Annotated in this window: 23 protein-coding genes and 1 pseudogene; 12 read left to right on the plus strand and 12 right to left on the minus strand. The window is 44.9% G+C overall.

The window, feature by feature from the left end:
- A partial coding sequence (locus ACRC32_RS24810) for a BtpA/SgcQ family protein (protein WP_438556472.1) occupies positions 1 to 482 on the minus strand: 482 nt, incomplete at its 3' end.
- 354 nt (positions 483 to 836) lie between these two features.
- Between ACRC32_RS24810 and rimO the strand changes: the two genes are divergently transcribed.
- Both rimO and ACRC32_RS24820 read left to right on the plus strand, forming a co-directional pair.
- Complete coding sequence (rimO, locus tag ACRC32_RS24815) at positions 837 to 2,156, plus strand: 30S ribosomal protein S12 methylthiotransferase RimO (protein ID WP_438556473.1); 1,320 nt, start codon at positions 837 to 839, stop codon at positions 2,154 to 2,156.
- Positions 2,157 to 2,226: 70 nt separating this feature from the next.
- Positions 2,227 to 3,675, plus strand: coding sequence for a DEAD/DEAH box helicase (locus tag ACRC32_RS24820; RefSeq protein ID WP_438556474.1), 1,449 nt, complete (start codon positions 2,227 to 2,229; stop codon positions 3,673 to 3,675).
- Between the two features lie 104 nt (positions 3,676 to 3,779).
- On the opposite strand, the gene ACRC32_RS24825 is transcribed toward ACRC32_RS24820, so the two are convergent.
- Positions 3,780 to 4,733, minus strand: a complete 954-nt coding sequence (locus ACRC32_RS24825; protein ID WP_438556475.1) for an aldo/keto reductase — start codon at positions 4,731 to 4,733, stop codon at positions 3,780 to 3,782.
- Positions 4,734 to 4,864: 131 nt separating this feature from the next.
- On the opposite strand from ACRC32_RS24825, the gene ACRC32_RS24830 reads away from it, so the two are divergent.
- The 3 genes from ACRC32_RS24830 to ACRC32_RS24840 all read left to right on the plus strand — a co-directional run bounded on the left by ACRC32_RS24830 (position 4,865) and on the right by ACRC32_RS24840 (position 8,905).
- A complete protein-coding gene (locus ACRC32_RS24830; RefSeq protein ID WP_438556476.1) occupies positions 4,865 to 6,322 on the plus strand; it encodes a BCD family MFS transporter in 1,458 nt (485 codons plus the stop codon).
- A 134-nt stretch (positions 6,323 to 6,456) separates the two neighbouring features.
- Complete coding sequence (locus tag ACRC32_RS24835) at positions 6,457 to 7,263, plus strand: inositol monophosphatase family protein (RefSeq protein ID WP_438556493.1); 807 nt, start codon at positions 6,457 to 6,459, stop codon at positions 7,261 to 7,263.
- Positions 7,264 to 7,366: 103 nt separating this feature from the next.
- Entirely contained in the window at positions 7,367 to 8,905 is a 1,539-nt protein-coding gene (locus ACRC32_RS24840; RefSeq protein WP_438556477.1) for a VanZ family protein, read from the plus strand.
- Positions 8,906 to 8,976: 71 nt separating this feature from the next.
- On the opposite strand, the gene ACRC32_RS24845 is transcribed toward ACRC32_RS24840, so the two are convergent.
- A complete protein-coding gene (locus ACRC32_RS24845) occupies positions 8,977 to 9,936 on the minus strand; it encodes a ChaN family lipoprotein (protein WP_438556478.1) in 960 nt (319 codons plus the stop codon).
- Between the two features lie 156 nt (positions 9,937 to 10,092).
- Here ACRC32_RS24845 and ACRC32_RS24850 point away from each other — a divergent pair, with 156 nt between their 5' ends.
- Positions 10,093 to 11,052 carry an MDR/zinc-dependent alcohol dehydrogenase-like family protein gene (locus ACRC32_RS24850; RefSeq protein ID WP_438556479.1) on the plus strand — a complete coding sequence of 320 codons (960 nt, stop codon included), beginning with the start codon at positions 10,093 to 10,095 and terminating at the stop codon, positions 11,050 to 11,052.
- Positions 11,053 to 11,058: 6 nt separating this feature from the next.
- On the opposite strand, the gene ACRC32_RS24855 is transcribed toward ACRC32_RS24850, so the two are convergent.
- Positions 11,059 to 11,346 carry a hypothetical protein gene (locus tag ACRC32_RS24855; RefSeq protein ID WP_438556480.1) on the minus strand — a complete coding sequence of 96 codons (288 nt, stop codon included), beginning with the start codon at positions 11,344 to 11,346 and terminating at the stop codon, positions 11,059 to 11,061.
- A 588-nt stretch (positions 11,347 to 11,934) separates the two neighbouring features.
- On the opposite strand from ACRC32_RS24855, the gene ACRC32_RS24860 reads away from it, so the two are divergent.
- From ACRC32_RS24860 to ACRC32_RS24870, 3 genes are all read left to right on the plus strand, one after another.
- A complete protein-coding gene (locus ACRC32_RS24860) occupies positions 11,935 to 12,783 on the plus strand; it encodes a helix-turn-helix domain-containing protein (RefSeq protein WP_438556481.1) in 849 nt (282 codons plus the stop codon).
- Positions 12,784 to 13,035: 252 nt separating this feature from the next.
- Positions 13,036 to 13,644 (plus strand): hypothetical protein, encoded by a 609-nt coding sequence (locus ACRC32_RS24865; RefSeq protein ID WP_438556482.1) that lies wholly within the window; start codon positions 13,036 to 13,038, stop codon positions 13,642 to 13,644.
- Positions 13,645 to 13,760: 116 nt separating this feature from the next.
- Complete coding sequence (locus ACRC32_RS24870) at positions 13,761 to 14,687, plus strand: RsmE family RNA methyltransferase (protein ID WP_438556483.1); 927 nt, start codon at positions 13,761 to 13,763, stop codon at positions 14,685 to 14,687.
- A gap of 54 nt (positions 14,688 to 14,741) precedes the next feature.
- On the opposite strand, the gene ACRC32_RS24875 is transcribed toward ACRC32_RS24870, so the two are convergent.
- From ACRC32_RS24875 to patD, 4 genes are all read right to left on the minus strand, one after another.
- Positions 14,742 to 15,485: an ABC transporter permease gene (locus ACRC32_RS24875; protein WP_438556494.1), complete on the minus strand. Its 744-nt coding sequence runs from the start codon at positions 15,483 to 15,485 to the stop codon at positions 14,742 to 14,744.
- Positions 15,486 to 15,610: 125 nt separating this feature from the next.
- The gene (locus ACRC32_RS24880) at positions 15,611 to 16,609 is read right to left on the minus strand and encodes a 1-acyl-sn-glycerol-3-phosphate acyltransferase (RefSeq protein WP_438556484.1); all 999 of its coding nucleotides are present in this window, start codon (positions 16,607 to 16,609) and stop codon (positions 15,611 to 15,613) included.
- Positions 16,610 to 16,770: 161 nt separating this feature from the next.
- Positions 16,771 to 17,943: a low temperature requirement protein A gene (locus tag ACRC32_RS24885; protein ID WP_438556485.1), complete on the minus strand. Its 1,173-nt coding sequence runs from the start codon at positions 17,941 to 17,943 to the stop codon at positions 16,771 to 16,773.
- Positions 17,944 to 18,036: 93 nt separating this feature from the next.
- Positions 18,037 to 18,438, minus strand: a complete 402-nt coding sequence (gene patD, locus ACRC32_RS24890; RefSeq protein ID WP_438556486.1) for a heterocyst frequency control protein PatD — start codon at positions 18,436 to 18,438, stop codon at positions 18,037 to 18,039.
- Between the two features lie 297 nt (positions 18,439 to 18,735).
- On the opposite strand from patD, the gene ACRC32_RS24895 reads away from it, so the two are divergent.
- Positions 18,736 to 21,027, plus strand: a complete 2,292-nt coding sequence (locus tag ACRC32_RS24895) for a RelA/SpoT family protein (RefSeq protein ID WP_438556487.1) — start codon at positions 18,736 to 18,738, stop codon at positions 21,025 to 21,027.
- A gap of 423 nt (positions 21,028 to 21,450) precedes the next feature.
- Positions 21,451 to 22,380 carry a HetZ-related protein 2 gene (locus ACRC32_RS24900; protein WP_438556488.1) on the plus strand — a complete coding sequence of 310 codons (930 nt, stop codon included), beginning with the start codon at positions 21,451 to 21,453 and terminating at the stop codon, positions 22,378 to 22,380.
- A gap of 30 nt (positions 22,381 to 22,410) precedes the next feature.
- Here the strand turns inward: ACRC32_RS24900 and ACRC32_RS24905 are convergent, their stop codons facing one another.
- From ACRC32_RS24905 to ACRC32_RS24920, 4 genes are all read right to left on the minus strand, one after another.
- Positions 22,411 to 22,716 (minus strand): DUF3082 domain-containing protein, encoded by a 306-nt coding sequence (locus tag ACRC32_RS24905; protein WP_438556489.1) that lies wholly within the window; start codon positions 22,714 to 22,716, stop codon positions 22,411 to 22,413.
- A 55-nt stretch (positions 22,717 to 22,771) separates the two neighbouring features.
- Positions 22,772 to 23,809 (minus strand): 4-(cytidine 5'-diphospho)-2-C-methyl-D-erythritol kinase, encoded by a 1,038-nt coding sequence (gene ispE, locus ACRC32_RS24910; RefSeq protein ID WP_438556490.1) that lies wholly within the window; start codon positions 23,807 to 23,809, stop codon positions 22,772 to 22,774.
- Between the two features lie 174 nt (positions 23,810 to 23,983).
- The gene (rsmA, locus tag ACRC32_RS24915) at positions 23,984 to 24,799 is read right to left on the minus strand and encodes a 16S rRNA (adenine(1518)-N(6)/adenine(1519)-N(6))-dimethyltransferase RsmA (protein ID WP_438556491.1); all 816 of its coding nucleotides are present in this window, start codon (positions 24,797 to 24,799) and stop codon (positions 23,984 to 23,986) included.
- 162 nt (positions 24,800 to 24,961) lie between these two features.
- Positions 24,962 to 25,369: a fosfomycin resistance glutathione transferase gene (locus ACRC32_RS24920; protein ID WP_438556492.1), complete on the minus strand. Its 408-nt coding sequence runs from the start codon at positions 25,367 to 25,369 to the stop codon at positions 24,962 to 24,964.
- Between the two features lie 217 nt (positions 25,370 to 25,586).
- On the opposite strand from ACRC32_RS24920, the pseudogene ACRC32_RS24925 reads away from it, so the two are divergent.
- Positions 25,587 to 26,113 (plus strand): annotated as a pseudogene (locus ACRC32_RS24925) (HlyD family secretion protein); the annotation flags it as partial.

The following is a 26,113-nucleotide window of genomic DNA, read 5'->3' on the forward strand; positions in this document are numbered from 1 at the left end:
GCGTGTTTTACCAATACGTCCGCAAAGATTTTGACATCGCTACCAAGTTCTCGCCGATAGCGCAAAAGGCTGTGGGCTTGTCCTTCAATAATGCCTTGATCTGTTGCCATCACGCCTGTTAGAACGTTGACGCGAATGAATTGTGCCTGCACGCAACTGGCGATCGCTAAGCCACTATGAGCGTCGTTTCGCAATACGTTCAGTCCGATCGGTAGAGTTACTAGCTGTTTGAGCCGCTGTACGATCAGTGTCATGGCGCTGACGACTGCTGGATCGACTCGCTCTTTAACGAAAGGTGCGTCAAAAAAATTTTCGACAATAATTCCATCTACTCCACCAGAAGCTAAAGCTGTAGCTTCCTGTTCTGCCCTGTCAATGACAGCAGCTAAACTTCCACCCCAGCGAGCAGATGTAGGCAGGGGTAATAAATGTACGACTCCAATGATAGGGCGATCGGTTTTAAATGTCTGTTTCAGATCCACGTCTTTACAATACTTCGGACGCACTTATTTAGAAGTAGGCTAAGACAAATCATAACTTCTTATAGTGCTGTGTAGGGTGGTAATTGGTAGTTGGTAGTTGGCTAGTGGATTGATTCTGATGCTTGCTCCCTGCTCCCTGCTCCCTACTCCCTCACAAAAATTTTTGTAAAATATTGTAAATTTTCATTCATTACGCTACTATATAGATTGCATAGGTTGAGCGATTGCATTGACCGCATCCGGTGAGCAGAGAGCCATAGGGGTGTAGCATCAAACGGGTAGCCGTTTTGGAAGCGATCGCTACAATAGAACGACTGAAAAACCCTGTCTCTACTTACACTTAAAATTGATTTCATGGGCAAAAAGCCAACAATTGCATTTTCTCATCTAGGCTGCGAGAAAAATCGAATAGATACGGAACACACGATCGGACTCCTCGTTCAAGCTGGATACGAGGTCGATAACGACGAAGAACTAGCCGATTATGTTGTAGTCAATACCTGTAGTTTTATTCAAGCAGCGCGTCAAGAATCGGTTCGGACAATAGTCGAGCTAGCAGAAGCCAATAAAAAAATTGTCATTATGGGCTGCATGGCGCAGCACTTTCAGGAACAACTGCTAGAAGAGATCCCAGAAGCGGTAGCTGCGATCGGTACGGGAGACTATCACCAAATTGTAAACGTAATTGAGCGGGTAGAAAAGGGAGAAAAAGTAAAGCTTGTCTCGCCCGAACCAACATATATCGCTGACGAAACTACACCTCGATATCGCACGACGACAGAAGGAGTAGCATACCTGCGGGTAGCGGAAGGATGCGATTACCGTTGCGCTTTTTGCATTATTCCTTACTTACGGGGAAATCAAAGATCGCGCTCGATCGAATCGATCGTGGCAGAAGCAAAGCAACTCGCCGCTCAAGGGGTACAGGAAATTATCTTGATTTCCCAAATTACCACTAATTATGGTGTAGACTTGTACGGCGAACCAAAGTTAGCAGAACTGTTAGTTGCTTTAGGTAAAGTCGATGTTCCTTGGATTCGGATGCATTATGCTTATCCAACAGGGTTGACACCGAAAGTCATCGAGGCAATTCGAGCCACGCCAAATGTCTTACCGTATTTAGACCTACCCTTACAACACTCCCATCCTGAAATTCTCCGTGCGATGAACCGCCCTTGGCAAGGTCGGGTCAATGACAGTATTATCGAACGGATTAAAACGGCAATCCCAGAGGCAGTTGTACGGACAACATTTATAGTAGGATTTCCTGGCGAGACAGACGCGCACTTCGAGCATCTGATGCAGTTTGTCGAACGCCACGAATTTGACCATGTGGGTGTGTTTACATTTTCTCCAGAAGAGGAAACCCCAGCTTACAGCCTGCCGAATCAAATTCCTCAAGAAATTATGGATGCAAGACGAGATGCATTAATGGCACTCCAGCAACCGATTTCTTGGCGGAGAAATCAGGCGCAAGAAGGCAAAGTTGTGGATGTTTTAATCGAGCAAGAAAATCCTGAAACTGGAGAATACATCGGACGTTCAGCTCGGTTTTCACCAGAGGTAGATGGTTTAGTCTACGTCAAAGGTGTAGCTAGGTTAGGTTCAATCGTGCCAGTCAAAATTACCGAGGCTGAGCCATACGATCTCAAAGGTGAGGTTGTGAGTAGCTAGTAGCGCATAGCTATCGATCGATAACAATCGATAACAAAAGTAGAAAAAACAGAGTAGTTTAGGAGCTTAAATGAATTTATCCTTTGAAAGCTTAGGTCTTTCAGAAAGCCGTATTCAACAATTAGAAAAAATTGGATTCACTACACCAACCAATATACAAGTACAGGCAATCCCCCAATTATTAGCAGGGCGCGATGTCGTTGGCAAATCTCAAACAGGTACGGGTAAAACAGCCGCATTTTCTTTGCCGATTCTAGAGCAAATCGATCCGCAAAATAAGGCAATACAAGCGCTAATTCTCACTCCTACAAGGGAATTAGCCGTTCAAGTCTGCCAAGCAATGAAAAGCTTTGTAGATCGAAACGAAAGTCGCATTCTAGCTATCTATGGCGGGCAATCAATTGAACGCCAAATTCAGCAGCTCAATCGCGGCGTACAAATTGTAGTTGGTACGCCAGGGCGAGTGATTGACTTGCTCGATCGCGGTAATCTTAAGCTAGACAAAGTGAAATTTGTCGTACTTGACGAAGCCGATGAAATGCTGAGCATGGGCTTTATTGACGATGTGATAAAAATTCTTGCCTCCGCACCAAAAGAGCGGCAAACTGCTTTGTTTTCGGCAACAATGCCAAGCGCAATTCAGATGATAGTTGGGAAGTTTTTGCACTCGCCCGTCACAGTTGCGGTAGAACAGCCAAAAGCCGCTCCTACTAAAATTAGCCAAGTCGCCTATCTCGTACCGCGTCATTGGACAAAAGCAAGAGCATTGCAGCCAATTCTAGAATTGGAAGACCCAGAATCTGCAATCATATTTGTCAAAACTCGCAAAACAGCAGCAGATCTCACCAGTCAACTGCAAGCATCGGGTTATAGCGCCGACGAATATCACGGCGATTTAACCCAACAAGCACGGGAGCGCCTGCTATCGCGGTTCCGCAACAAGCAAGTGCGGTGGGTGATTGCCACAGACATCGCCGCACGCGGTTTAGATGTAGATCATTTAACTCACGTGATTAACTACGATTTACCTGACAGCGTAGAAACTTACGTTCATCGGATCGGACGCACGGGTAGAGCCGGAAAAGAAGGCACGGCAATTTCCCTCATTCAACCGTTCGATCGCCGCAAACAGCAGCAGATCGAACGTCACGTTCGCCAAAGCTTGAAAGTTAGCTACGTCCCCACCAAAGCGCAAATCGAAGCGCGGCAAATTGAAAAACTGCAAGAACAACTGCGGGAAGTTCTCTCTGGGGAAAGATTAGCCTCCTTCTTGCCAATCGTGCGCGAACTGAGCGAAGAATACGACGCACACGCGATCGCCGCAGCTGCTTTACAAATGGCTTATGACAAAACCCGTCCAGCGTGGCTCGACTCCGCTGAAGACGACATAGCAGACGAAAAGCGCTCCACTCCCAAGCCTCGCTTAGCCAAACGCGATCGCAACGGAGAAAAAGAGTTCTCCAGCTCAGAAAAACGCCAAGTTAGCAAACCAAAACTGCGGACGGCACGGGAAAACTAGGAACTGGAATTTTTAAAGACAAGGGAGAAGTTGGAAGTCAGAAGTCAGAAGTTGTTTAATCTCCTCTGCTCTGTTTTCCCTTACCCCTTATCCCTTACCCCTCATTAATACATCCAAGGACGAGTCACTTGCTCTAATTGAGTTATTTCTTCGTCCGTCATTTGCCAGCCGAGAGCGCCAGCATTTTGCTGGACTTGGTTGGCATTTTTTGCACCCGCGATCGCAACTAGGTTACCTTGAGCAATTAACCAATTGAGGGCGACTTGAGCGGGGGTGCGTCCGTGGCGATCGCCAATTTTTTTCAAGATCGAAATAACTGGTTCGATTTTTTGCAAACCTTCTTTGCTAAAACGAGGATCGATCCGGCGTGCGCCTGTGGGCTTCTCGGCACTACTAGCCGTGTATTTTCCAGTTAACAAGCCTTGTGCTAAAGGGCTGTAAGCCAAGATTGTTACGCCTAGCTGTCGTGCCGTGTCGAGAATGCCGTTCGTTTCAATTTGCCGCGTTAAAAGGGAGTAGCGGACTTGATTGCTAGCAAGCTTGACTCCACGGGCTGCCAAAATTTTGTATGCTTGCTGCATTTGTTCTGCGGAATAGTTGCTGACTCCTACTGCCTCAATTCTGCCCCGTTGCACTTCATCGGCAAGGGCATTCATTAGTGTTTCTTGACTCATGAAAAAGCTGAAAGGCCAGTGGACTTGGTAGAGGCTGACTCGCTCTAAACCCAGACGCTTGAGGCTTTCTGTCAGAGCATCAGAGAGGGATTGAGCTGTAAACCGCCAAGGTGCGGGACCGAATTTCGTCGCAATCTGAATGGGGCGATCGCTTCGTTGGATGAATTGCCCCAAATACTTTTCTGATGTACCAAATCCATAGACTTCTGCCGTGTCAAAGAATGTCGTACCTGCATCCATTGCGGCTTGAAAGGCTGCTTGCAGCTGCTTGGCATCCTCCTCATCGCTGCCGTAGTTCCAAAATAGCTTGTCACCCCACGCCCACGTTCCAATGCATAAGGGACAAACAGCAGCGCCATCCTGACCTAATTTGAGAGTTTCCAATTTTATCGCACCTATTTACACTTCTTTACACTCTCTCAGTGTAGCGTTGCAGTCGCGATCGCAGTTCTGGCTAAGGTTTATCCTAAAGAAAGCAGAAAATGTATCGATAAGTAGTTGTTTTTATAAAAAATATGGCGAAAAGTAGCTTGTCCGAAAGAGAACAGTTACCTCCTAAAATTAATATCCTGACTATGTTCCGGCTAGGCTTATTTCAAATGGGGCTGGGGATGATGTCCGTTCTCACCCTGGGAGTCCTCAACCGGATTGCGATTAAAGAATTGGCAATTCCAGCTACCCTAGCAGCAGGAACGATCGCCATGCATCAGTTTGTGGCTCCCTCGCGCCTGTGGTTCGGGCAAATGTCTGATGCCAAAAAGATGTGGAGCAATCACCGCACGGGTTACATTTGGATTGGTGCGGCATTATTTGCGATCGCTGCCTTTCTTGCAGTCCAAGTTATGTGGCAACTTGGCAGCAGTATATACAACCAAGGCTGGAGTTTCGTTACCTATGGTTGGATAGCATTATTGGCAGGAATCTTTGCTTTGTACGGGTTGGCACTTAGTTCTAGTTCTACCCCATTTGCCGCTTTGCTCGTCGATGTTTCCGATGAAGACAACCGCTCTAAACTCGTAGGTGTTGTTTGGTCGATGCTCATGGTAGGAATTGTGATTGGGGCAATTATCAGCTCCAAACTTCTGCCAGCTGCAACCACTTGTCAAGAGTCAGCTGTAGGAACAGTATCGCTTTACAGTCAACCCGCTCAACTTGCTACCCTACAAAGCTCGATTAACCGCTTATTTTTCATTTTGCCAGCAGTTGTCACTGGGTTAGCTCTACTATCAACGTTTGGTGTAGAAAAAAAGTATTCTCGTTACACATCGCGATCGCTAGTAGCAGACAGAGAAGACCAAATTACCATATCTAGGGCGCTGAAAGTCCTAACCGCCAGCCGTCAAACGGGTTTATTCTTCACCTTTCTCCTCGCCATGACTTTAAGTTTATTCATGCAAGAGGCAGTAATGGAACCTTACGGCGGGGAAGTCTTCGGAATGTGCGTTGCGGAAACTACGAGACTGAATGCTTTTTGGGGTACGGGTACGCTACTGGGGATTGGTAGCACGGGCTTTTTAATCGTGCCGCGGATTGGCAAGCAAAAAACGACTCAAATCGGCTGTATCCTAGTTGCCCTTAGTGTGGGACTCGTCATTGCATCGGGTTTTACTGCTAATCGCCAAGTTTTGCAGGGAGCATTAGTACTATTTGGCTTGGCTTCTGGCGTGACTACCACGGGTGCATTAAGTTTAATGCTAGACTTTACGGCAGCAGAAACAGCAGGGACATTTATTGGCGCGTGGGGGCTGGCGCAGGCATTAGCGCGGGCAACGGCAACAGTCAGTGGAGGGGCAATATTAGACGTAGGCAAACAGCTATTTTCAGCCCCAGTGCTAGCTTACGGTTTGGTATTTACCATTCAAGCGTTGTTAATGGTGTTAGCAATTTGGTTACTCAGTCGCGTAGATATAGTCGAATTTCGCAGCAACGCTAAAAAAGCGATCGCTTCAGTATTTGAAAACGAATTAGATTGATAATGGGTAATGGGTAATTGGTAGTTGGGAGGAGCGAGGAGCGAGAAGCGCGGAGTGAGTCTTCTATTTGTCCCCCTTGTCTCCTTTGTCTCCCTTGTCCCACACCCTACACCCTACACCCCACACCCTCATTCATGACTGACTTTTGGACGACGATTCTCGATTTTGCCGCTACCACCTCCCACAGGGTAGGGGCGCAACTGATGCAGGATTTCGGGCAGGTACAAGCCTCTCAGAAAGCTGATGGTAGCCTCGTTACCCAAGCAGATAAATGGGCAGATCGAGAAATTCAAGATGCGATCGCCTCCAACTTCAACGGCTATGGTATTTTGAGCGAAGAAGGAGAGACAATTTTTCCTGATGCTGAATGGTGCTGGGTTATCGATCCGCTTGACGGGACGACAAACTTTACGCGGGGAATTCCCATCTGGGGTATTTCTTTAGGACTGCTGTACCGAGGTACGCCTGTTTTTGGCTACGTCCACTTACCACCGCTAGGACAAAATTTTCACGGCTTTTGGGCAGGAGATTCGGGGCTAGCAACACCTACAGGCGCATTTCTCAACCATCATCCGATCCATGTTAGTACCGATGTGGCTAGCAAAAATCACTTTTTCAATCTCTGTTCCCGCAGCACTGCTGTCATGCAATCTGGCTTTCCCTGCAAAATTAGAATGCTTGGGGTTGCCAGTTACAACTTTCTCACCGTTGCTGCGGGGGCTGTGCTGGGTGGTGTGGAGGCGACACCGAAAATTTGGGATTTGGCAGGGGCTTGGGTAATTTTACATGCCGCTGGAGGAACTTGGGTAGAGCTGCGATCGCAATCTATTTTTCCTTTATTGCCTGGGAAGGATTACAGCAATATCTCTTTCCCCTCTCTTGTCGTCAGTCGTCGCGAACTGATTTCTGTATTTCAACCCTTCTTAGAATCTTTAAAATAGCAGCACTAATTAACTACAGACAACTTGAAATCTTTAAAAAAACACTCCGTCAAACTACGGATGAAGCGCTAAGATGTACCAGAAGCCGTACATTACTTAACATATGCACGTTCATCCGTCTGCCAGCAACTCAACTATACGTAGTCTGCGCCAATTCTTAGTTAAAAGTGCGCCGTATATTGTTATTGCTAGCATTCTTCTTGTGGTTGTTGCCACTCTTTTTCCTTTCAATTTTTCTAGGGATGAAGGTGGCTCTCTCAGATACTTTTTTAGCAATTTCAAACATTCTAGTCATTTGGGCGATAAGATTAAGAATATCTTTTTATTTATTCCATTTGGCTTTAGTCTAACCTGTTTTTTGCAGGCAAGAAAGTTCAGTTTATTATTAAAACTAGTTTCAGTTATCTTTCTTAGTTTTATTCTATCTTTCGTTGTAGAAACGCTCCAAATTTTCTTGCCTTCTAGAGAAACCTCACCTGCCGATCTCTTCACTAATAGCTTAGGTGGATTTAGCGGGTTTTTATGTTTTTATATTTGGAAATTTAAATTTATTAGCTATATTTTAATTGTAATTGAAAAAAACAAAAATCGGTTTAGTTTTCCAATAGTAGCAATTGCTTTTTTAGGTTATTTAGCTACATCTATCCTGTTTACAGTCCCGTTACAATCCGCCAATAACTTAAGTACTTGGGATTTAAATTATCCTCTCATATTAGGCAACGAACGTACAGGCGAACGCCCTTGGGAAGGATTTATTTCAGAAGTAGCTTTTGCAGATAAAGCATTTTCTTCAGCAGAAATAGAGCGCGTCTTTGCTAGCCAAAACTGGTGGAATAATGTAGATACACCTTTGATAGGAAACTATCAGTTAGATAGACAAAATTACAGCGATCGCACGGGAAACTTGCCCGATTTGAGCTGGCGAGGGCAACTACCAGAAATAACAGACGATCGAGGAGTCTTTCTAAGCGATCGCCATTGGCTGCAATCAAATTCTCCTGTGAATCAACTCAATCAAAGATTACAAGAAACCTCTAAATTTACAATAATAACAACAATTGCAACTGCTAAGTTTCAACAAAAAGGACCAGCTCGAATTGTTTCTATTTCAGATAGTAATGGTAGGCGCAATTTTACTTTAGGACAACAAGTCAATAATTTAAACCTGCGACTGCGAACACCAATTAATGGCGTTAATGCTCAATATTTAGACACGAACGTTCACAATGTTTTTACAGATAAACAGCTCCACAAACTAGTTATCACATATGCTAATTCAGGGTTGCATGTCTATGTAGATAACTTACAAAACCAATACAATATCAACCTTCTAGAAGTATTACCAAAAGAAGATAAAATTCTTTACTACGGCTTGACCTTCATTCCTTTAGGAGCGCTATTAGCAGTTGTCATTACTTTAGCGAAGAAACGATTTATTCGTTATACATTATTTTATGTTGGTATATTGATGCCGACTCTTATCGTAGAAATAATATTAGCAACAAGTAGCGGTAGGAGTCTTGAAATCGCAAATATTTTATTCGGCATATTAACGATCGCCTCGACAACCTTAGTTTTGAAGTTACAAATACCTTTTTGGCTGAGAAATAAAGTATTAAGTTACGCAAATTATAAAAACTAAATTCAGTTCTTTGTAGATATTTAGTAGAGTGAGCAATGCCCATTCTAAATTTTTGTTGATACAAATAAAAACTACTGCCAAATATAATCTGCTATCGGTTGAGAAGAATTAGTAGCAGTATTATTAGAAGGACTTAACAACACAGAAACCTGTGAAAATTGCTGAGGCATTCTTCTAGCTACGCGGCTAGGAATACCATAACCATAAATAATATGTCCTTGCCCAGCAATCACGACAACTTGATGCTTAGGATTAGCTTTCACAAACTTAGCAACTTCTGCTGCCATAGTCTCATCCCATAAAACCTGAGCTAAAAAAAAGCGATCGAAACCGCTACTATTACCACGAGCGGAATGTTGATGCTGTTCAAAAACTTTTGCTAACATCTGACGGTAAGCAGTATTATCAGTTCGAATTTCTGAAGTAGGAGGAATAATTTTTCGCTGCTCAGGTGTAAGACTATCTAAACCTTCTTTTGCCACTTGACGAGTAATCTCAGAAGGAACGTTCACAGCTAAAACTGACAATTGTTTCTCTTTTGCAAATCTGAGTATAGGTGCATAAGACTCCCAAGCATATCCCCATCTTTGCTCGTATTCAGTTTGTTCTAACAACTCTTTTTCAGTCAACTTACTAGCTAAATAGCCATCGATCGCATCTTGGTATGGTATTTGAAACATCTCCATTGCAATTGCAATTTGAGGAGTGCTTTTTTGTAACTCTTGAATTATTTTTAACTGAATTTTACGATCTTGGTCGCGATCGTGAGTTTCTCCCAAAAATATCACACGTGCTTTTGCTAATTCTTGTATAGCCCTCGACCGAGTAATAGTAATGTCTTCTCTACTACAATTTCGATTCTGACTAGAGATATTTACATTCGATAAATCTGGTATAATAATCTGTGGACGACACTTGTTGACTGTATTTTGAGCATTTACAGACCAATTGCAAATCAAAAAAATACCTAATACACAAATTAATAAATAAATCGAACTGCGCCATTTCCACTTTTTGATTAACTGCTTCATCTTCTTAATCTATTTTGAGCTATTCATAAAAAATGCAAACAACCTTTTGCGGTCTTTCTTAGCGTCTTAGCGTCTTAGCGTCTACTCTACGAGAAGCCGCTGCGCGTCTATGCGCGACATCAAAATAAATCTCAGCTTTTACCACCAGTTATCAGAATGAAAGGACTCTGGCTCGAAAACAACCAATTACAGCTGCGTACGGATATCCCCACCCCCGAACCTTCCCCAGGAGAAGCCTTAGTGCGCGTTCTACGAGCGGGTATTTGTAACACGGACTTAGAACTGATCCGGGGGTACTATCCTTACACGGGTATTCTAGGTCATGAATTTGTTGGCGTAGTCGAACAAGGACCCACTCATCTAGTTAACCAAAGGGTAGTAGGAGAAATCAATGCTACCTGCGGTCAATGTCGGTTCTGTCGCAACGGACAGCCAACCCACTGCGAAAACCGCACCGTGCTGGGAATCGTCAACCGTGATGGAGCCTTTGCTGACTATCTAACTTTACCAGCCACAAACCTACACCCCGTCCCAGACACTGTTTCTACGGAAGCTGCTACATTTACCGAACCAATTGCCGCAGCATTAGAAATTCAGCAGCAGGTGCAAATCCATGCAGCAGATCGCGTATTAGTAGTGGGAGATGGTAAATTAGGGCAGCTAGTTGCCCAAACCTTAGCTTTAACTGGTTGCGATTTATTAGCTGTAGGCAGACATCAGGAAAAACTAGCTAACTTAGAAGCAAGAGGGATTAAAACAGGCTTAGCTGAAACCGTAGCCGACAGATCTTTCGATCTTTCCGTCGAGTGTACCGGCAATCCAGCCGGATTTGCGATCGCCCGTCGTGCGTTGCGTCCTCGCGGTACGCTAGTACTCAAAAGTACCTATGCAGGTAACTTGAGCTTTGACGCTTCCGCTTTAGTTGTAGACGAAATTACCCTCATCGGTTCCCGTTGTGGACCTTTCCCCGCCGCCCTAAATTTACTCGCCACTCAAAAAGTAGACGTTCAACCGCTAATTCACGCTCGTTATCCGCTGAGCCAAGGACTAGCTGCCTTTGAACGCGCTCAAACACGTGGTGTGATGAAGGTTTTGTTAGAAATGGATCGAGATTGAGATAATTTAGTACAGCAAGGGATTTGTTTTAGCTTGGTAATCCATGCAAGTAATTGCTGCTTCGGTATTAGCGATCGTAGGTTGTACCGTACATTTCAGTCGATAATCTCCTGTAAAAAATTGACAATTCGTACAGGGAATTTGGTGCAATTTTTGACTGGTAGCTATACCATCTCGCACAGCGCTATAGAGACTCCAAACGATGAGAGACACAATTGCCCAAGCACTAACAAAGCAAACCGGAACTAAAATTGGTTGGATAGCCTGAATGACAAAATAGATGAATTGCAACACAAAAACTCCAAAAAGCAAAAAACTGAGAGCGTAAGTACGAGTATTTGTCTGTTTGACGACTTGTAGAAAATTCTACAAAAAAAAGCTTGAATTCACACTCCTCCCTATGTTGGGTTTATATGGAAATTAAGTAGTGTTCGACACAAAGTTGTCAGGGAGCAGGGAGCAGGGAGCGCACGAGCAGTTATCAGTAAGCAGTGACCAGTGACCAGTGAACAGTTGTCAGTCAACAAATGACAAATGACGAATGACCATTGACCATTGACCAACTTAACGTAAAACTACTGAGATATTAGCCATGACTTCACAAATAAAACAAATTCCTCAGTAAAAATGCGCTTGGAGCGATCGCAACGAAGAGGATACCTTGTGTCCAGTTGCGTTCCTTTGTACCAACGATAGTCACTTTAGGGGATTGCCTGGGAAACGGGAACGATTGTTTCTCCTTTCCCCTTTCCCTTTAATTGCTGACTTGCTATCTTTATGAAAAACTTAGGCTCTCCTGGTAGGTACGAGACGAGTCACGCCACCTATAAAGACATCCCCTGGTACATTAATAGCAGACACCAGTAGAGCCAATACTAACTTATGTCTCATGACGAACATCCCGAGCATTTACATCTTTTAGAGGCGGGATGGGATGGCTTTCATTTCATCTATGAGTTAGAACCCGCTGATGAAATGCCTGCGAGTTACATGAGTCAGCATCTGGTAATTATTGCTCTAGACAATTTTCGGGCAAGCTTCGATTTCAATGGCAACTGGCGACATATAGATTACGCTCAAGGCGATATTGGCATTTTTCCAGCCAGCCAACTGTTCCCCAGAACGCAAGTGGATCGCGAAGTTCCAATTGTAGATCTATTTCTCGATCCTGTCACCCTATGCCGTAGTGTCGATCGATCGTTCGATGGAAATTGTATCGAACTTATACCTCAGTTGCAATTACGCGATCCGTTAATTCAGCAGATAGGGTTAGCGTTGAAAGCTGAGTTGGCAGTGGGAGGTGCAGAGAGTCGGTTATATGTAGAATCGATGGTGACGGCGCTTTCGGCTCACTTGTTACGACGCTATACTTCTCGCCAGCAAACAGTTAGAAATTATAAAGGCGGATTGCCCAAGTATAAGCAAGATCGAGCGATCGCCTATATTCATGAAAATTTAGATCGAAACATCACTTTGGCAGAACTCAGCCATGTCGTCAACATGAGTCCCCATTATTTTGCAACTTTGTTCAAACAATCTACCGGACTATCGCCGCATCAATACATTACGAAATGTCGGATTGAGACAGCAAAACACTTACTCGCCACGCAGGAACTCACAATTGTAGAAATCTCTCAGCAAGTGGGTTTCCAAAATCAAAGTCACTTCACGAGAATATTTCGCCAACACGTCAAGACTACGCCAAAAATTTATCGAGACAAGCGAAAATAAGTCAAAAGTCAAAAGTCAAAAGTTAAAAAGCTCTTTATACCAATTCTATTTATCTTTGCACTAAACTGAGCGTCGTAGCCCCTCTTTTTAAGGGAGTTGGGGGATCTTCACGCGAAGTAGTCAGAAAGAATTGGTATTACGGAGAAAGTTTTTGGAAGAATAGAACATTTTTTGGAACAATAGGCAAGACAGTACCTGAAGGCGATCGCTAAATTAACTACCAATTGGTATCCTCAGTTGGAGTTGTAAACTATGACAGACACTCAGCTCCCATCACTACAAAAATGGGGTATTGTCGGTTGGTCGGCGCTAGCAGTTGGTACGATGGTTGCTACCATTTGGCTAGTTCATGGACTAGACGAACAAGGGATGCGGATGGCAATTAGAGCCACTGCTCGTACTTCTTGCATTCTGTTTCTGTGCGCTTTTGTCGCTTCGGCACTACGTCGAATGCGATCTACCCCTCTTTCAGTCTGGCTGCTGAAAAATCGCCGTTATTTTGGGGTATCAATGGCAGTTTCCCATACCTATCACGCGATCGCCATTTTTGGCTTATGGTATGTCACTGCTGGAGCTGCGCCTAAGTTCGAGTCTTTCACAACGCTCGCCATACTAGGCTATATCTTTCTGATTGCCATGACGATAACATCCTTCGATCGCCCAGCTGCTTTGTTGGGACAGAGAGGATGGAAAATCTTACATACTACAGGGATGCACTTTTTTTGGCTAGCTTTTATGGTTGAATTCAGCTTCAAAATTGCCAAATCACCACTGATTTATTCCCCCTTTGTTATCTTGTTAGTCGGGGTTATGGTGCTGCGCTTAGTGACTCCTAGAAGGCAAAGAAAGTTAGCTAGCTAATGTTGTCTGGCTAACTATCTACCAATTTGAGGGACAACCAGGCTAATGGCTTTATCTCGGTGGCACTACCAATAGATGATGGGATCGAGTATTCTGTCAAACTGTAAATATACTTCATGTCTCAACTGCAACGAATCGTCATTGCTCCCGCACAACTGCAACAGCAGCAAATTGCCCTCACATCGCAGCAACAGCATTATCTCATGCGAGTCTTGCGGCTGCGGCAGGGCGATCGCTTTATTGCGATGGATGGGAAAGGTCAATGGTGGCTAGCAGTCTTAGCAGAGACAACAGCACAAATTTTAGAACAAATGCAGGTGCAAACTGAGTTACCTGTAGAAATAACTCTGATGGTGGCGCTACCCAAAGGGAATGGATTTGATGAAGTGGTACGCGCTTGTACTGAGTTAGGAGTCAATTGTTTTGCTCCAGTAACCAGCGATCGCACTTTACTCCATCCCAGCCCGCAAAAACTAGAGCGTTGGCGGCGGATTGCAGCTGAGGCGGCGGAACAATCGGAACGACAAATCGTACCGACGATTTTAGATCCCGTCCCGTTTAGTACGGGATTGTTGTCGGTGACAGGCGATCGCAAATATATCTGTGTAGCGCGAGGTAATACTCCTCATTTGATCGCAAGTTTGCAATCGATCCCCCCTAGCCCCCCTTCAAAAGGGGGGTTGCCAGGTTCTAGCTTTCCTTCACAAGGCGAATTAGAAGACTCTAGCTCCCTTCCACAAGGGGGGTTGCCAGGTTCTCTCCCTGCTTCACAAGGCGAATTAGAAAACTCTAGCCCCCCTTTACAAAACACCTCTAGCCCCCCTTTACAAGGGGGGTTGGGGGGATCTATCGTCATTGCCACTGGTGCAGAAGGCGGCTGGACGACAACCGAAGTCGAAAATGCGATCGCCTCAGGATTTCAACCCGTCTCGCTGGGTAAACGGATTTTACGTGCAGTCACCGCTCCCATTGTCGCTCTATCGCAAATCTCTGCGATTGTAGAAATTAGTAGGAACGCTGAAAACCCTGGGCTTGTACTCTAAATTTTGACTTTTGACTTTTGACTTTTGAATTGTTTCAGTCAGTCCGAATCTACCTCACGAACTCTCTTTCTCACCGCGATCGCGAATATATTCTGCCAAAAAAGCAACGCATCCAGAAACAATAATTAGGATGACGCTCAAGGCATTAATATCGGGTTTGACTCCCGTGCGGATGCGACTGAAAATTTCCATCGGTAAAGTATTCGTGCCGCTTCCAGCCGTAAAACTGGAGATGAGAAAATCATCTAGACTCAGAACAAAAGCCAGCAAACAACCGGCAACAATCCCAGGCATTAACTGCGGTAACAAAACCTTGACAAAAGCTTGCAATGGTGTAGCGCCGAGATCGAGCGCGGCTTCTTCTAGATGGGGATCTAACTTTGCCAGTCTTGCCGACACCACAATTCCCACGTAGGCAAGGCAAAAGACAATATGAGCGGCTACAATCGTCCATAAGCTTAATGGAATAGCAAACGTGGCAAGAAAGACGAGAGTAGCTACGGCGATCGCAATATCGGGAATAATCATTGGTAAGTATGAAATACCGCGATAGATCGTCTTCCCAGGAAATCGGTATCGTCCTAACCCTACTGCCATCAGGGTTCCCAAAACAGCCGAAATGACGACAGCACATAAAGCCACAACCAAACTATTTTGTAGTGCTGTCAGGAGGCGACTATCTTGAAGCAACTGTTGATACCATTTGAGCGTGAACCCTTGCCAGCCAGCACTGTAGGGAGAAGTATTGAAACTATAGAAAGCAAGAACAAAGATCGGCAAGTACATGAAAAGATACATCAGTACCGAAAACGTGGTTTGCCAGGTAAAATCACGAGCTTTGGTTTTGGGATGTTTCACACAGTTACTCTTCTCCCGTCAGTTAACTTAGTATAAACAGGCAAAAGGTAGAAAAGCTCGAATCTTCACTTGTCATCACTGCCGCTTAATATACAATTAATCGCATTTTGCAACTTATCTCTAAATGCTTGCGCTTCTTGATATGCTGCAACTCTCTCGCGACGAGAGGTACGATCTTTGAGGTTTACTCGATATACAGGTTGGATAAAGTAACGCAAACGCGATCGCATTGCCCATACTCCCATAGAAGGAAATAAGGCGAATAAAGGTATTAAAGGCGATAGAGGTAAGAAAGGTAAGCCGAATATCTTACCAATGTGTTGCAAATTCAAATTAATGGCAAATGGATGCAAAAATTCATTGCCAAGACAAACAACTGGTAAAATTGGGATTTGGTGGCGATCGCTCAAACGAATAAAACTCGGATCGAAACTTGCCAATTGATACCTTTGCTGCCAGCCTTTCCTAGGTCCCCGCAGTCCTTCAGGTGCGTACAATAATACAGTTTTCTGAGCGATCGCTGTCTCAAATTCCTCTTTTTCTGCCCTCACGCCGCCTAAAACTTGAGACCATCCGGGGGGTAGCCACCAAATCATCCAAGGATGATCGAATAAAGAAACTCCAGCTAAAGGTTTAACGTTCCATTCCCGTGCCGTACCTAGTAGATAAGCTAGTACGATAAAATCCCAGGGAAAAGACATTCCGGCATGGTTCATCGCCACAATCATCGATTCTGTTTTTTCCGGCAAGTTTTCGATTTGCCTCAGTTCGCCACGGTAGTAATATTTGGCAATTGGCGCTAAGACTTCATCGCGAAAAGCTTGTTGATAGTTGCGATCGAATTGCACCGCTTGTTGACGTGGAAATCGACAACCTAAACGCAACCACCGCAGTAACAAGGCAATGTAAAATCCACCTGGAAGTAGAAATAATCCATACTCTAACCAATTCCAACCATCAGGATCGGCGTGATAGTGTTGCCAGTGACGGTTAAATAGGATCAGCCAGCCTGGAGGATACCAAAGGCAGAACCGATCAAACCATGTAAACTTATAGCCACTCACGTTTTTGTTGCTGCCAAAAACTACCCTACCCGATCCTAAATCATTCCCAAATTACAACCTGCTAGCTTTCTGCGCGTCTATGCTACTTACGGAGGAATTTTTAGCTTTTTATATCGCGTACGCACCTAAAACTTAAATTTACTAATTCGTATCTATTTTCTCTACGTATTCAATGCAGCAAAAGCTCGACTTTGATATAAATCTTGAATCACCTGCGAAATACAAACCAAAGCAATGATGCCAATTTCTACAACAGGCAACCACCCTTCACCGACAATTCCCACCAATAAGACTACAGATGCTGCTCCAATCCGATATCCAGAACGAACTTTACAATGCTTGATGACTCCCGTGCGGTGAAGAATACCCAAAGCAAACAAACATAAAATGACTCCAACACACAGCAACCAACGTTCTGCTGTAGGTAAAGCAACATTCGGATCGCCTAAAAGAACGTGTTCTACGGCAACTCCAGTCGTAACAATGCCGATGACTAAAGGTAAATGCGTGTACAACCACGTATTGAAGGTGCGAATATTTCCCTCATTCCTGACAGCGAGAATGGCAGAACTACCGATATTCTCAAAATACATCCACCATAAAGTAAAAGCGATCGCAAAACCAAATACAGCCGCGATCGCGCTTTTCACTTCCCATTGTTGTTCTGCCACGCCATCAACCACAGCCACAATCGCTTCACCCAAAACAATAATCGTAAACAATCCAAACCGTTCTGGTAGATGTTCTGGGTGAGGGATGAGTCCCATTTGCAACTGGCTAGCCGTTAGCGGTGTAGCAAAATCAATTATCATCGCTATCCCCCACAGAACAAAACGCCAAGGTACGGGGATCAAAGCAGAGATAAACCACAAACCAGCCGCGATCGCAAAACCTTTCGCATAATACGATGCTAGAGGACGAGCAACAGGAATATGTTTGGCAGCACGAGCATATTCAACGACCAATACAAATCGACTTGCCGCATATGCCAGGGCAAAACCTACAGAAGTCTTACCCAAACCGTAGTGAATGTTAACAGCCAAAGCTGCGATCGCCAAAATCTGCACTCCTGTGAGCAACCGATGTCCGATATCGTCCGTATCGAAGCGGTTAGCGTAGAGTGTCGTACCAATCCACGACCACCACACCGGGATAAACAAGGCAATAAAACTAATAAAACCTCTAATAGAAGTATTTTCGTAGAGATTGTGAGCGAGTTGAGCTACCGCGACGACATACACTAAGTCGTAAAACAGTTCCATCCATGTCACACGACGTTGTTCTGCTTCCGTCTCGTCACCGATTCTTAACTGGGGTTGCCACCAACTTTTCATAATTGGTTGTTGGTAATTGGTAGTTGATAGTGAAGAAAGGGTGTAGGGTGTGGGGTGTGGGGTGTAGGGAATTTTGAATTTTGAGTTGCTCCCTCAGCTCTGTTCTTCCCGACTCTCGACTCCCGACGCCCGACTCCCATCTCTCAAAATCGCCTCACAATAACTCAGTAGAGTCTGAAGGCGTTGGGTAATCTGCTGTTTGCGGGTTTGTAGAGTCTGGGGTTGTTTGGCGGCTTGCAAAAATGTCACATCCACGCTCAGTAGGTTGAATTGCTTGCTAATTTCCGTTTGCAGCGATCGCATTCTCGACTCTACCGCGGGGTCGAGATCTTGACTATCTAAACTGGCAATTTGTTGCTGAAAATATCGTTGTGCAGCCAAAACGTCCTGGCGCAGTCTGGGAGGTTTCACCTCTGGTGATGTCGCTGTTTGTTGTATTCCCTTTAGCAGTTCCCTCAGCTTTTGATAGCACTGATAATAAAGATCTGGCAACATGGAGCGGATTAATAAGATATTATTAGTGTAAAGAATTATGTTTCAAAGCATAAAGTCCATTAATCTACCTGAGCGAATAAATTTGAGATTAACCCAGTTCGAGATTGAACCAGCTTGAAATTCAACAGGTTTGAAATTTGTCTTATTACGTGCGATTTGGCAAGATATTTTCTCAATATCCCCATTTCATAAATTTATTGCCACATATACACCTCGGCAATAATTCCAGCCACAAGATTGTAGTTTATGCTACGCTTACTCATCCCCCAAAATTAAAGAGTGTTTGAAGCCGCCCCCATGAACACCCTGACTGCTACTGCCACCACTGTTTGTAATTCCTACGAATGTACTATACCTGACTGGTTGCAAACCTGCCTTGTAGAGAATTCGGAATTAGAGACACAACCTACTGCGACAGATAATCAGCTAATTTGTCGTGCTTTTAACTTTGCTTACCAACTGCATCAAGGGCAATACCGCAAGTCAGGAGAACCTTACATCTGTCACCCCGTAGCTGTAGCGGGTTTGCTCAGAGATCTGGGAGGTGGTAGCGCAATGATTGCAGCCGGATTCCTTCACGACGTAGTAGAAGATACGGATGTAACCCTAGAGGACATAGAGCAACAATTTGGCGCAGAAGTCAAGCATTTAGTAGAAGGTGTTACAAAACTATCTAAGTTTTCCGAAACTTTTTCGAGTAAAACAGAACGGCAAGCAGAGAATTTTCGACGAATGTTTTTGGCGATGGCGCAAGATATTCGCGTCATTGTCGTGAAACTTGCAGATCGCCTGCACAATATGCGAACTTTGGAACACTTACCCGATGAAAAACGCCGTCGCATCGCTTTAGAAACAAGAGAAATTTTTGCTCCACTGGCGAATCGGCTAGGGATTGGAACATTTAAATGGGAATTAGAAGATTTAACCTTTAAATACCTCGAACCAGACGCATATCGTCAAATTCAAGACTTAGTAGCGGAGAAGCGAACAGACCGAGAAGCAAGGCTGACCCGGGTGATTGAAGTTTTGCAGCAGGGAATGGCGCAATCACACATTCAATGTATCGATATTAGCGGTCGTCCCAAGCATCTATATGGTATCTACCAAAAAATGCAGCGACAGCAAAAAGAATTCCACGAAATCTACGATCTAGCTGCAATTCGGATCATCGTCAAAACTAACGAAGAATGCTACCGCGCTTTAGCCGTGGTACACGACGCTTTTAGACCGATTCCCGGTCGATTTAAAGACTATATCGGCTTACCCAAACCCAATCGCTACCAGTCTCTACACACTACAGTAGTCGGATTTACAGGTCGTCCTCTGGAAGTGCAAATCCGCACGATAGATATGCACCACATTGCCGAGTATGGGATTGCCGCGCACTGGAAGTATAAGGAAACAGGAGGTTCTAGCCATACCAAGTTGACACCGGTAGATGAAAAATTCACCTGGTTGCGCCAACTCTTGGAGTGGCAGAACGACCTCAAAGATGCTCAAGAGTACTTAGAGAGTATCAAAGACAATTTATTTGAAGACGAAGTTTATGTCTTCACTCCTAAGGGTGATGTTGTGCCTCTCACCCCTGGCTCGACAGCAATAGATTTCGCTTACCGGATTCACACAGAGGTGGGAAATCACTGCGCGGGGGCGAAAGTTAATGGCAGAATGGTAACGCTGGATACAGCCTTAAAAAATGGCGATATTGTAGATATTTTAACCCAGAAAAACAGCCATCCCAGTTTAGATTGGCTGAACTTTGTCAGAACTTCAGCAGCGAAAAACCGAATTCGCCAATGGTATAAGCGATCGCGGCGGGAAGAAAACGTCGCCCGTGGACGGGAATTGTTAGAAAAAGAATTAGGGAAAACAGGTTTTGAAGCCTTGCTCAAGTCAGGACCAATGCAAGCTGTAGCCGAACGCTGTAACTATCATAGCGTCGAAGACTTACTCGCTGCCCTGGGTTACGGCGAACTGACGTTAAACCTCGTTCTCAACCGCTGGCGAGAGATCGTGAAAGGGCAACAACTCATTCCTGCCGAACCAGAAGTTCCTCTCAGTTTAATACCTGCAAATGCAAAATCATCCCGCGAAGCAGCAGTTGCGCCTAAATCTCGCGCTAGCGAATCGCCGATCGCAGGTGTAGAAGGATTGCTTTACCACCTGGCAAAGTGTTGCAGCCCAATCCCAGGAGAATCGATTATTGGTGTCGTAACTACCCGTTCTCAGCGTGGCATCTCGATTCACCGTCAAGGTTGTCAGAACGTAGATAACATCCCTTACGATCGCCTCGTCCCCGTCAGTTGGAATGTCAACGGCGATCGCAATCCTCGTCCGCAGACTTACCAGGTAAACGTCCAAATTGAAGCGATCGATCGCGTCGGCGTATTAAAAGACATACTATCGCGGCTGAGCGACCAAAGTATCAACGTCCGCCATGCTTCAGTCAAAACAGCCAACGGTCAGCCAGCAATCATTGAATTAGGCTTAGATATTCGCGATCGCCATCAACTCGAACACATCTTCAACCAAATCCGCAAAATGAGCGACATTATCGACCTGCGCCGCGTCGGTCAAGTGGATGAATGAACTATGTAAAGACGTTACATGTAACGTCTCTACATAGTTCAACCAAACTGATTATGACTTTTTCAGACCTTTCCTCACTAGTCAACTAGGGAGCGATTTAGCGTCGTTTGGCGAAGTGCTGTCTATTTCTGACTTTTTCATGCTGGCAAAATCGAAGCCGTATTTTAATCTGTATTCATGGTCACATCAGCCCTGAAGCAGTTACCAAAAGTTTCAGGCAATGATAGGCGGTCACTGGTCACTGGTCACTGGTCACTGGTCATTGTTAACAGACCACCCTTGGGAGGATTGCTAGGAACGACAAGACTGCAAGTTTTGCGCTCCCGATAGGGGTAAAAACCAGAATACAACTGCCGCGATCGCGCTATTCGTAAAACTAAGCACGATTGACCGAGCAGTATTGAGTAAAGTAAGGAGTCGCAAATGCAGGTTGTCACATTACCTTTAGAATCAAAATTTACAGCTAGCCAAAACACTACATTTGAAAATATATTGCAAGCTTGGCACTGGCAATTGGCATTCGACTATCCCGATCGCCGTGTAGCTACTAGAGATAGTATTGTTTACTGGCTAATAGGAAACCATTTCGAGCAATTCGACCAGCTTGACGCGGAGCAAATCCAACTGATCCAGCAAGGGATGGCATATCGCTATCGGATTTTGCAGAATCGTTATTTGGGACAAGCGCCAGAACAAGGCTATCGTCGTCTCATGACTCGCTTAGGTAGCCTAGTCGTGCTGCAAAATAAGATTCGGATGATGGTAGATCTTAGCCGCGATCGCCGCCGTCAGGTAACGGAAGTATTACAAGAATTTTTGCAAGATTTACTGCAACGCGATTGCTATTTACAACAGCAAATGGCAGCGATCGCTAAATGTACGCACGATATTTGCCTACGACATGCCTTACTATTTACGACGATTGAAGAGTACTGCTTGCGACCAGTTCGCAATCAACCGCTGATCGTCTATCGCTTTATCAATTACATGCGCCGTCTGTCGCCAGGAGGAGTAACCCAAGTCCCAAAAAATGGAGAGATTCGGATTGTCTTTGCCCAAATTCCCACAGAAGATAGCGATCGCAGTTTCAGTTTGTTAGATGCCCAAGCAATCGAGCAAGATCGCGAGCAAGAAGAAGCAGCCGAACGACAGCAGCAGCGAGATGAAATCAAACAGCAGCTATCCAAATATCTAGAGCAAAAGTTGGGACGTTTAGCCGTAGAGTGGTTGAATTTATACCTCCAAGGACAATCGCAGCAAGCGATCGCTTCTCAGTTAAATTTAACGACTAAAGATGTTTATCGTCTGCGCGAAAAAGTCTGCTATCATGCTATGCGGCTTTTTCGGAAGTAACATCTTGTAGAGGCGTACAACCGTGCGCTTCTATAATTCCTCTTTTTTCGTCAGTTTTTGAATCGAAAGTTGAATCGCAAGTGCAACTAGACCTATAGCGACAATACCGAATATACCCGTACCTAGTGCCATGATTCCTACAACCAGAGTACGGACGGCAGCAGCAATATTAACGACAGTAAAATTATCAGAATGAATTGGTTTGCGAGCAAACGTTTGAGCGATCGCGGCTGTGAGAGAATAGGCTGCAAAAGCAATTCCTGCCGAAATAACTGCGCCAATCAGACAGCGTAATGGAGTGGATTCTGGCGATTGTGTGGTTTGATTGTCTGGCATTGGTAATTGGTAATTGGTTGACGGTTGACGGTTGACAGTGACTAGTGGCTAGTGGCTAGAATTGCTCCCTCTGCTCCCTTCGCTCCTTGTCCCCTTGTCTCCCTTGTCCCTTGTCTTTCCCTGCTCCCTGCTCCCTGCTCCCTGCTCCCTGATAACTGACTTGAATTCCCCCACTACACATTCGGGCAATCCATAAGTCTAAATCGGGGTCGGGAATGATTTGGCGGACTTGCTGGTGTACCTGTTGGGCTTGTTCTGAAGAAGTACATAGAGCAAATACTGTGGGACCAGAACCAGACATCATCGCACCATTAGCACCGCTGTCTTGAAATGCTTGCCGCAGTTGCGAAACTTTTGGGTATTCTGGTAACACGACTTTTTCTAAATCGTTGTGCAGTTTTTGGGCAATTTCTGCTCCATCTTCATGAATAATCGCTTTCACCATCGAACCTGAGTGGACGGCTTGAGCGCGAGATTCTAAGTTTTGAATATTTCTCGTGTAGGTATGACCGAAGGTGGCGCGATAGGTTGAATACGCCCAAACTGTAGAGACTGCCAAACTACGGTGTTTACCGAGAACGACATAAAAATTATCGAGACTGGGGAGAGGAGAAAGCTGTTCTCCCCGTCCTGTGGCGAGCGCCGTTCCGCCAGCAATACAAAAAGGTACGTCAGAACCAATTTGGGCTGCGAGTTCCTGCAATTCCGATTGCGTGAGTCCCAGTTTCCACAATAAATCTATGCCGACCAAAACGGCAGCAGCATTGCTAGATCCTCCTGCTAAACCAGCAGCAATCGGGATATTTTTGTGAATCGTAATTTCTACCCCACCATATTGAGCAAAACTTTCGGGAAATTGTTTCGCCATCAGGTCGGCTGCACGATAAGCAAGATTGCTTTTATCTGCTGGGACTTGGGCATTATCGCAGTGAACGCGGATTGTATCGGTACTAATTGCTCGCAGATCGATTTTGTCAGCCAGATCGATACTTTGCAGAATCATTACCAACTCGTGATATCCATCTGGGCGATCGCCTAAGATTTCCAGATACAGATTAATTTTTGCTGGAGCAATCAGAGAATAGGAACGCATTCAGTTATTAGGGAGCAGGGAGCAGAGAGCAGGGAGCAGGGAAAGACAAGGGGGACAAGGAGCGAAGAGAGCAGAGGGAGCTTCAGGGGCTTCAGGAGCAGAGGGAGCAATTCTGGTTCCACCAGCCACTAGTCACTGTCAACCGTCAACCGTTAACCAACAACCAATTACCCATTACCCATCACCTAACTCATTACTCAAATTTACCCATTGGGTCACGCTTAAATCCTCAGCGCGGGCTTGGGGGTTTATATTCAATTCTTGCAGTAAATGGCTGAGGCGATCGCTATCTACTAGTGCTTTCAAATTATTTCGTAACATTTTCCGCTTGGCACTAAAACCGATTTTGACTAAAGCTTCCAATTGCTTCGGATCGTTGGCTACAGTTGACAATGTTCGCGGACGCAACCGCACCACGGCAGAATCTACTTTTGGTGGTGGTTGAAAAGCTCCGGCTGGGACAATACAAATCTGTTCGCAGGCTGCTAAATACTGCACTCTGACAGACAAAGCCCCAAATGCTTTCGATTCAGGTTTAGCATACAGTCTATCTGCCACTTCTTTTTGAACCAACAATACAATTGATTCATATGGCTCTGGATTAGGTTCGGCAATTGTACCCAGGAGTTTTTCTAGAATTGGACCAGTAATGTTATACGGAATATTAGCAACAACTTTATTTGGCTTTTGAAAATTTGGCAATGGAGCTAATAAAGTCGCTAAATCTAAATTTAGAAAGTCACCTTGCAATAGTAAAAAATTCTCTACTTTTTTTAATTTCTGTGTTAGCAACTGACAGAGATCGCGGTCGATTTCCACCGCTACTATAGATGAGGCGAGGGGTAAAAGCCGCCGAGTTAAAACACCTGTACCAGGACCAATTTCTAAAATGCGATCGCCTTGTTGAATCTCCGCCGCCTGTACGATCCGATCCAGAGCTTTCTCGCTCTTAAGCCAGTGCTGGGCAAATTGTTTTCTGGTTCTAATCACTCTACCTCAGTTATCAGTTATCAGTTATCAGTGTAGAGACGTTACATGTAATGTCTCTACAAAGTTATCAGTTATCAATAGTCACTTGTTGTTGACCAATATCGGTTCAATTTATCTACATTTATCCGCGTTTATCCATGTTGAAAATTAGAAATTAAAAACCTAGAGAAAAAATTCCATTCCTTCGTAAGGCTGTGCTTTTACTGCCTCAATTCTTGCCTGCAAATCTCCAACATGAATTTCTAACTTATGCCCATCTGGATCTAGAAAATAGAGCGATCGCCCTTCACTACTATTTTGCTGCCAAATGGTAGCAACATCAGAGATTTGACGCTCGATTTTCAGAAAATCCGGTTCGGCAACACTGAATGCAATATGAGTGTACTCGGGTAACGCGCCTTGTCTCGCTTGCCGATCTAAACACAAGCATAACCATAAATCGCCAGCTAGAAGATATGCACCACACTGCCATCGTGCTACTGGCTTGCAGCTCAGGACTTGAGTGTAAAACACAAAAGCTCGGTCTAAATCTGATACTGATAGCGTGATGTGGTTGATACCAGTAATCATTTTGACACTCACCTACTCTTCATAAATTCCTTCTGCCCTCTACCTTTCTACAACAACTACAACTACAACAACTAAAAAAATATCAAACAAGGTAGAAAGATTTGCATAGTTGCTATAGTCAGACATTCTCTACGATGAGACAGAAGCGATCGCAGCCTGCTTCATCTTAGCTTTGTGGCGCGGGAAAACAATATCCGAGCGTAACAATCGATCCATCATGTCAACCGTTAGGGAAAAGAAAACTCAGTTCGAGGAGGAATCAGGTGCGAAGCCCAAGGGTTGGTGGCGGATCGCCTTAGCTCTAATTCTGGGAATAGCAACGGGAGCTTTGGCGCTGAGTAAATTTCAGCAGAGTCAAACCCCCGCACCTGCACCCGTAACTCAAAAACCCCCAAAGATAGATGCTGTTAGTGCCTTGGGACGTTTAGAGCCGCGTGGGGATGTGATTCAATTATCTGCCCCTAGTTCTTCCTTTGCTCTGGAAGGAGCAAGAGTACTTCAGTTGCTGGTAAGAGAGGGTGAAAGAGTACGTAGCGGTGATGTTATAGCCGTTTTAGATAACCGCGATCGCGCTTTGGCAGCTTTAGCCAAAGCCAAGGAAGATGTCAAAGTCGCTCAAGCAAATTTAGCCAAAGTCAAAGCAGGGGCGCAAACCGGAGAAATTGAGGCACAGCAAGCCACGATCGCCCGCCTGCAAGCCGAACTCGCCGGACAACAGCAAATCTTACGAGCAGCGATCGCCCG

Origin of the sequence: Chroococcidiopsis sp. (assembly GCF_051657925.1) — a bacterium.
In the GTDB taxonomy this organism is placed as follows: domain Bacteria; phylum Cyanobacteriota; class Cyanobacteriia; order Cyanobacteriales; family Chroococcidiopsidaceae; genus Chroococcidiopsis.

Excerpts from the sequence above, each read along its gene's own strand:
- ispE (WP_438556490.1), bottom strand. The coding sequence starts at position 23,809 with ATGCGTTCCTATTCTCTGATTGCTCCAGCAAAAATTAATCTGTATCTG.
- ACRC32_RS24850 (WP_438556479.1), top strand. The coding sequence starts at position 10,093 with ATGAAAGGACTCTGGCTCGAAAACAACCAATTACAGCTGCGTACGGAT.
- ACRC32_RS24860 (WP_438556481.1), top strand. The coding sequence starts at position 11,935 with ATGTCTCATGACGAACATCCCGAGCATTTACATCTTTTAGAGGCGGGA.
- ACRC32_RS24900 (WP_438556488.1), top strand. The coding sequence starts at position 21,451 with ATGCAGGTTGTCACATTACCTTTAGAATCAAAATTTACAGCTAGCCAA.
- ACRC32_RS24905 (WP_438556489.1), bottom strand. The coding sequence starts at position 22,716 with ATGCCAGACAATCAAACCACACAATCGCCAGAATCCACTCCATTACGC.
- ACRC32_RS24870 (WP_438556483.1), top strand. The coding sequence starts at position 13,761 with ATGTCTCAACTGCAACGAATCGTCATTGCTCCCGCACAACTGCAACAG.
- rimO (WP_438556473.1), top strand. The coding sequence starts at position 837 with ATGGGCAAAAAGCCAACAATTGCATTTTCTCATCTAGGCTGCGAGAAA.
- ACRC32_RS24840 (WP_438556477.1), top strand. The coding sequence starts at position 7,367 with ATGCACGTTCATCCGTCTGCCAGCAACTCAACTATACGTAGTCTGCGC.
- patD (WP_438556486.1), bottom strand. The coding sequence starts at position 18,438 with ATGTTGCCAGATCTTTATTATCAGTGCTATCAAAAGCTGAGGGAACTG.
- ACRC32_RS24920 (WP_438556492.1), bottom strand. The coding sequence starts at position 25,369 with ATGATTACTGGTATCAACCACATCACGCTATCAGTATCAGATTTAGAC.
- ACRC32_RS24875 (WP_438556494.1), bottom strand. The coding sequence starts at position 15,485 with ATGTATCTTTTCATGTACTTGCCGATCTTTGTTCTTGCTTTCTATAGT.
- ACRC32_RS24820 (WP_438556474.1), top strand. The coding sequence starts at position 2,227 with ATGAATTTATCCTTTGAAAGCTTAGGTCTTTCAGAAAGCCGTATTCAA.
- ACRC32_RS24895 (WP_438556487.1), top strand. The coding sequence starts at position 18,736 with ATGAACACCCTGACTGCTACTGCCACCACTGTTTGTAATTCCTACGAA.
- ACRC32_RS24845 (WP_438556478.1), bottom strand. The coding sequence starts at position 9,936 with ATGAAGCAGTTAATCAAAAAGTGGAAATGGCGCAGTTCGATTTATTTA.
- ACRC32_RS24835 (WP_438556493.1), top strand. The coding sequence starts at position 6,457 with ATGACTGACTTTTGGACGACGATTCTCGATTTTGCCGCTACCACCTCC.
- ACRC32_RS24865 (WP_438556482.1), top strand. The coding sequence starts at position 13,036 with ATGACAGACACTCAGCTCCCATCACTACAAAAATGGGGTATTGTCGGT.
- ACRC32_RS24830 (WP_438556476.1), top strand. The coding sequence starts at position 4,865 with ATGGCGAAAAGTAGCTTGTCCGAAAGAGAACAGTTACCTCCTAAAATT.
- ACRC32_RS24885 (WP_438556485.1), bottom strand. The coding sequence starts at position 17,943 with ATGAAAAGTTGGTGGCAACCCCAGTTAAGAATCGGTGACGAGACGGAA.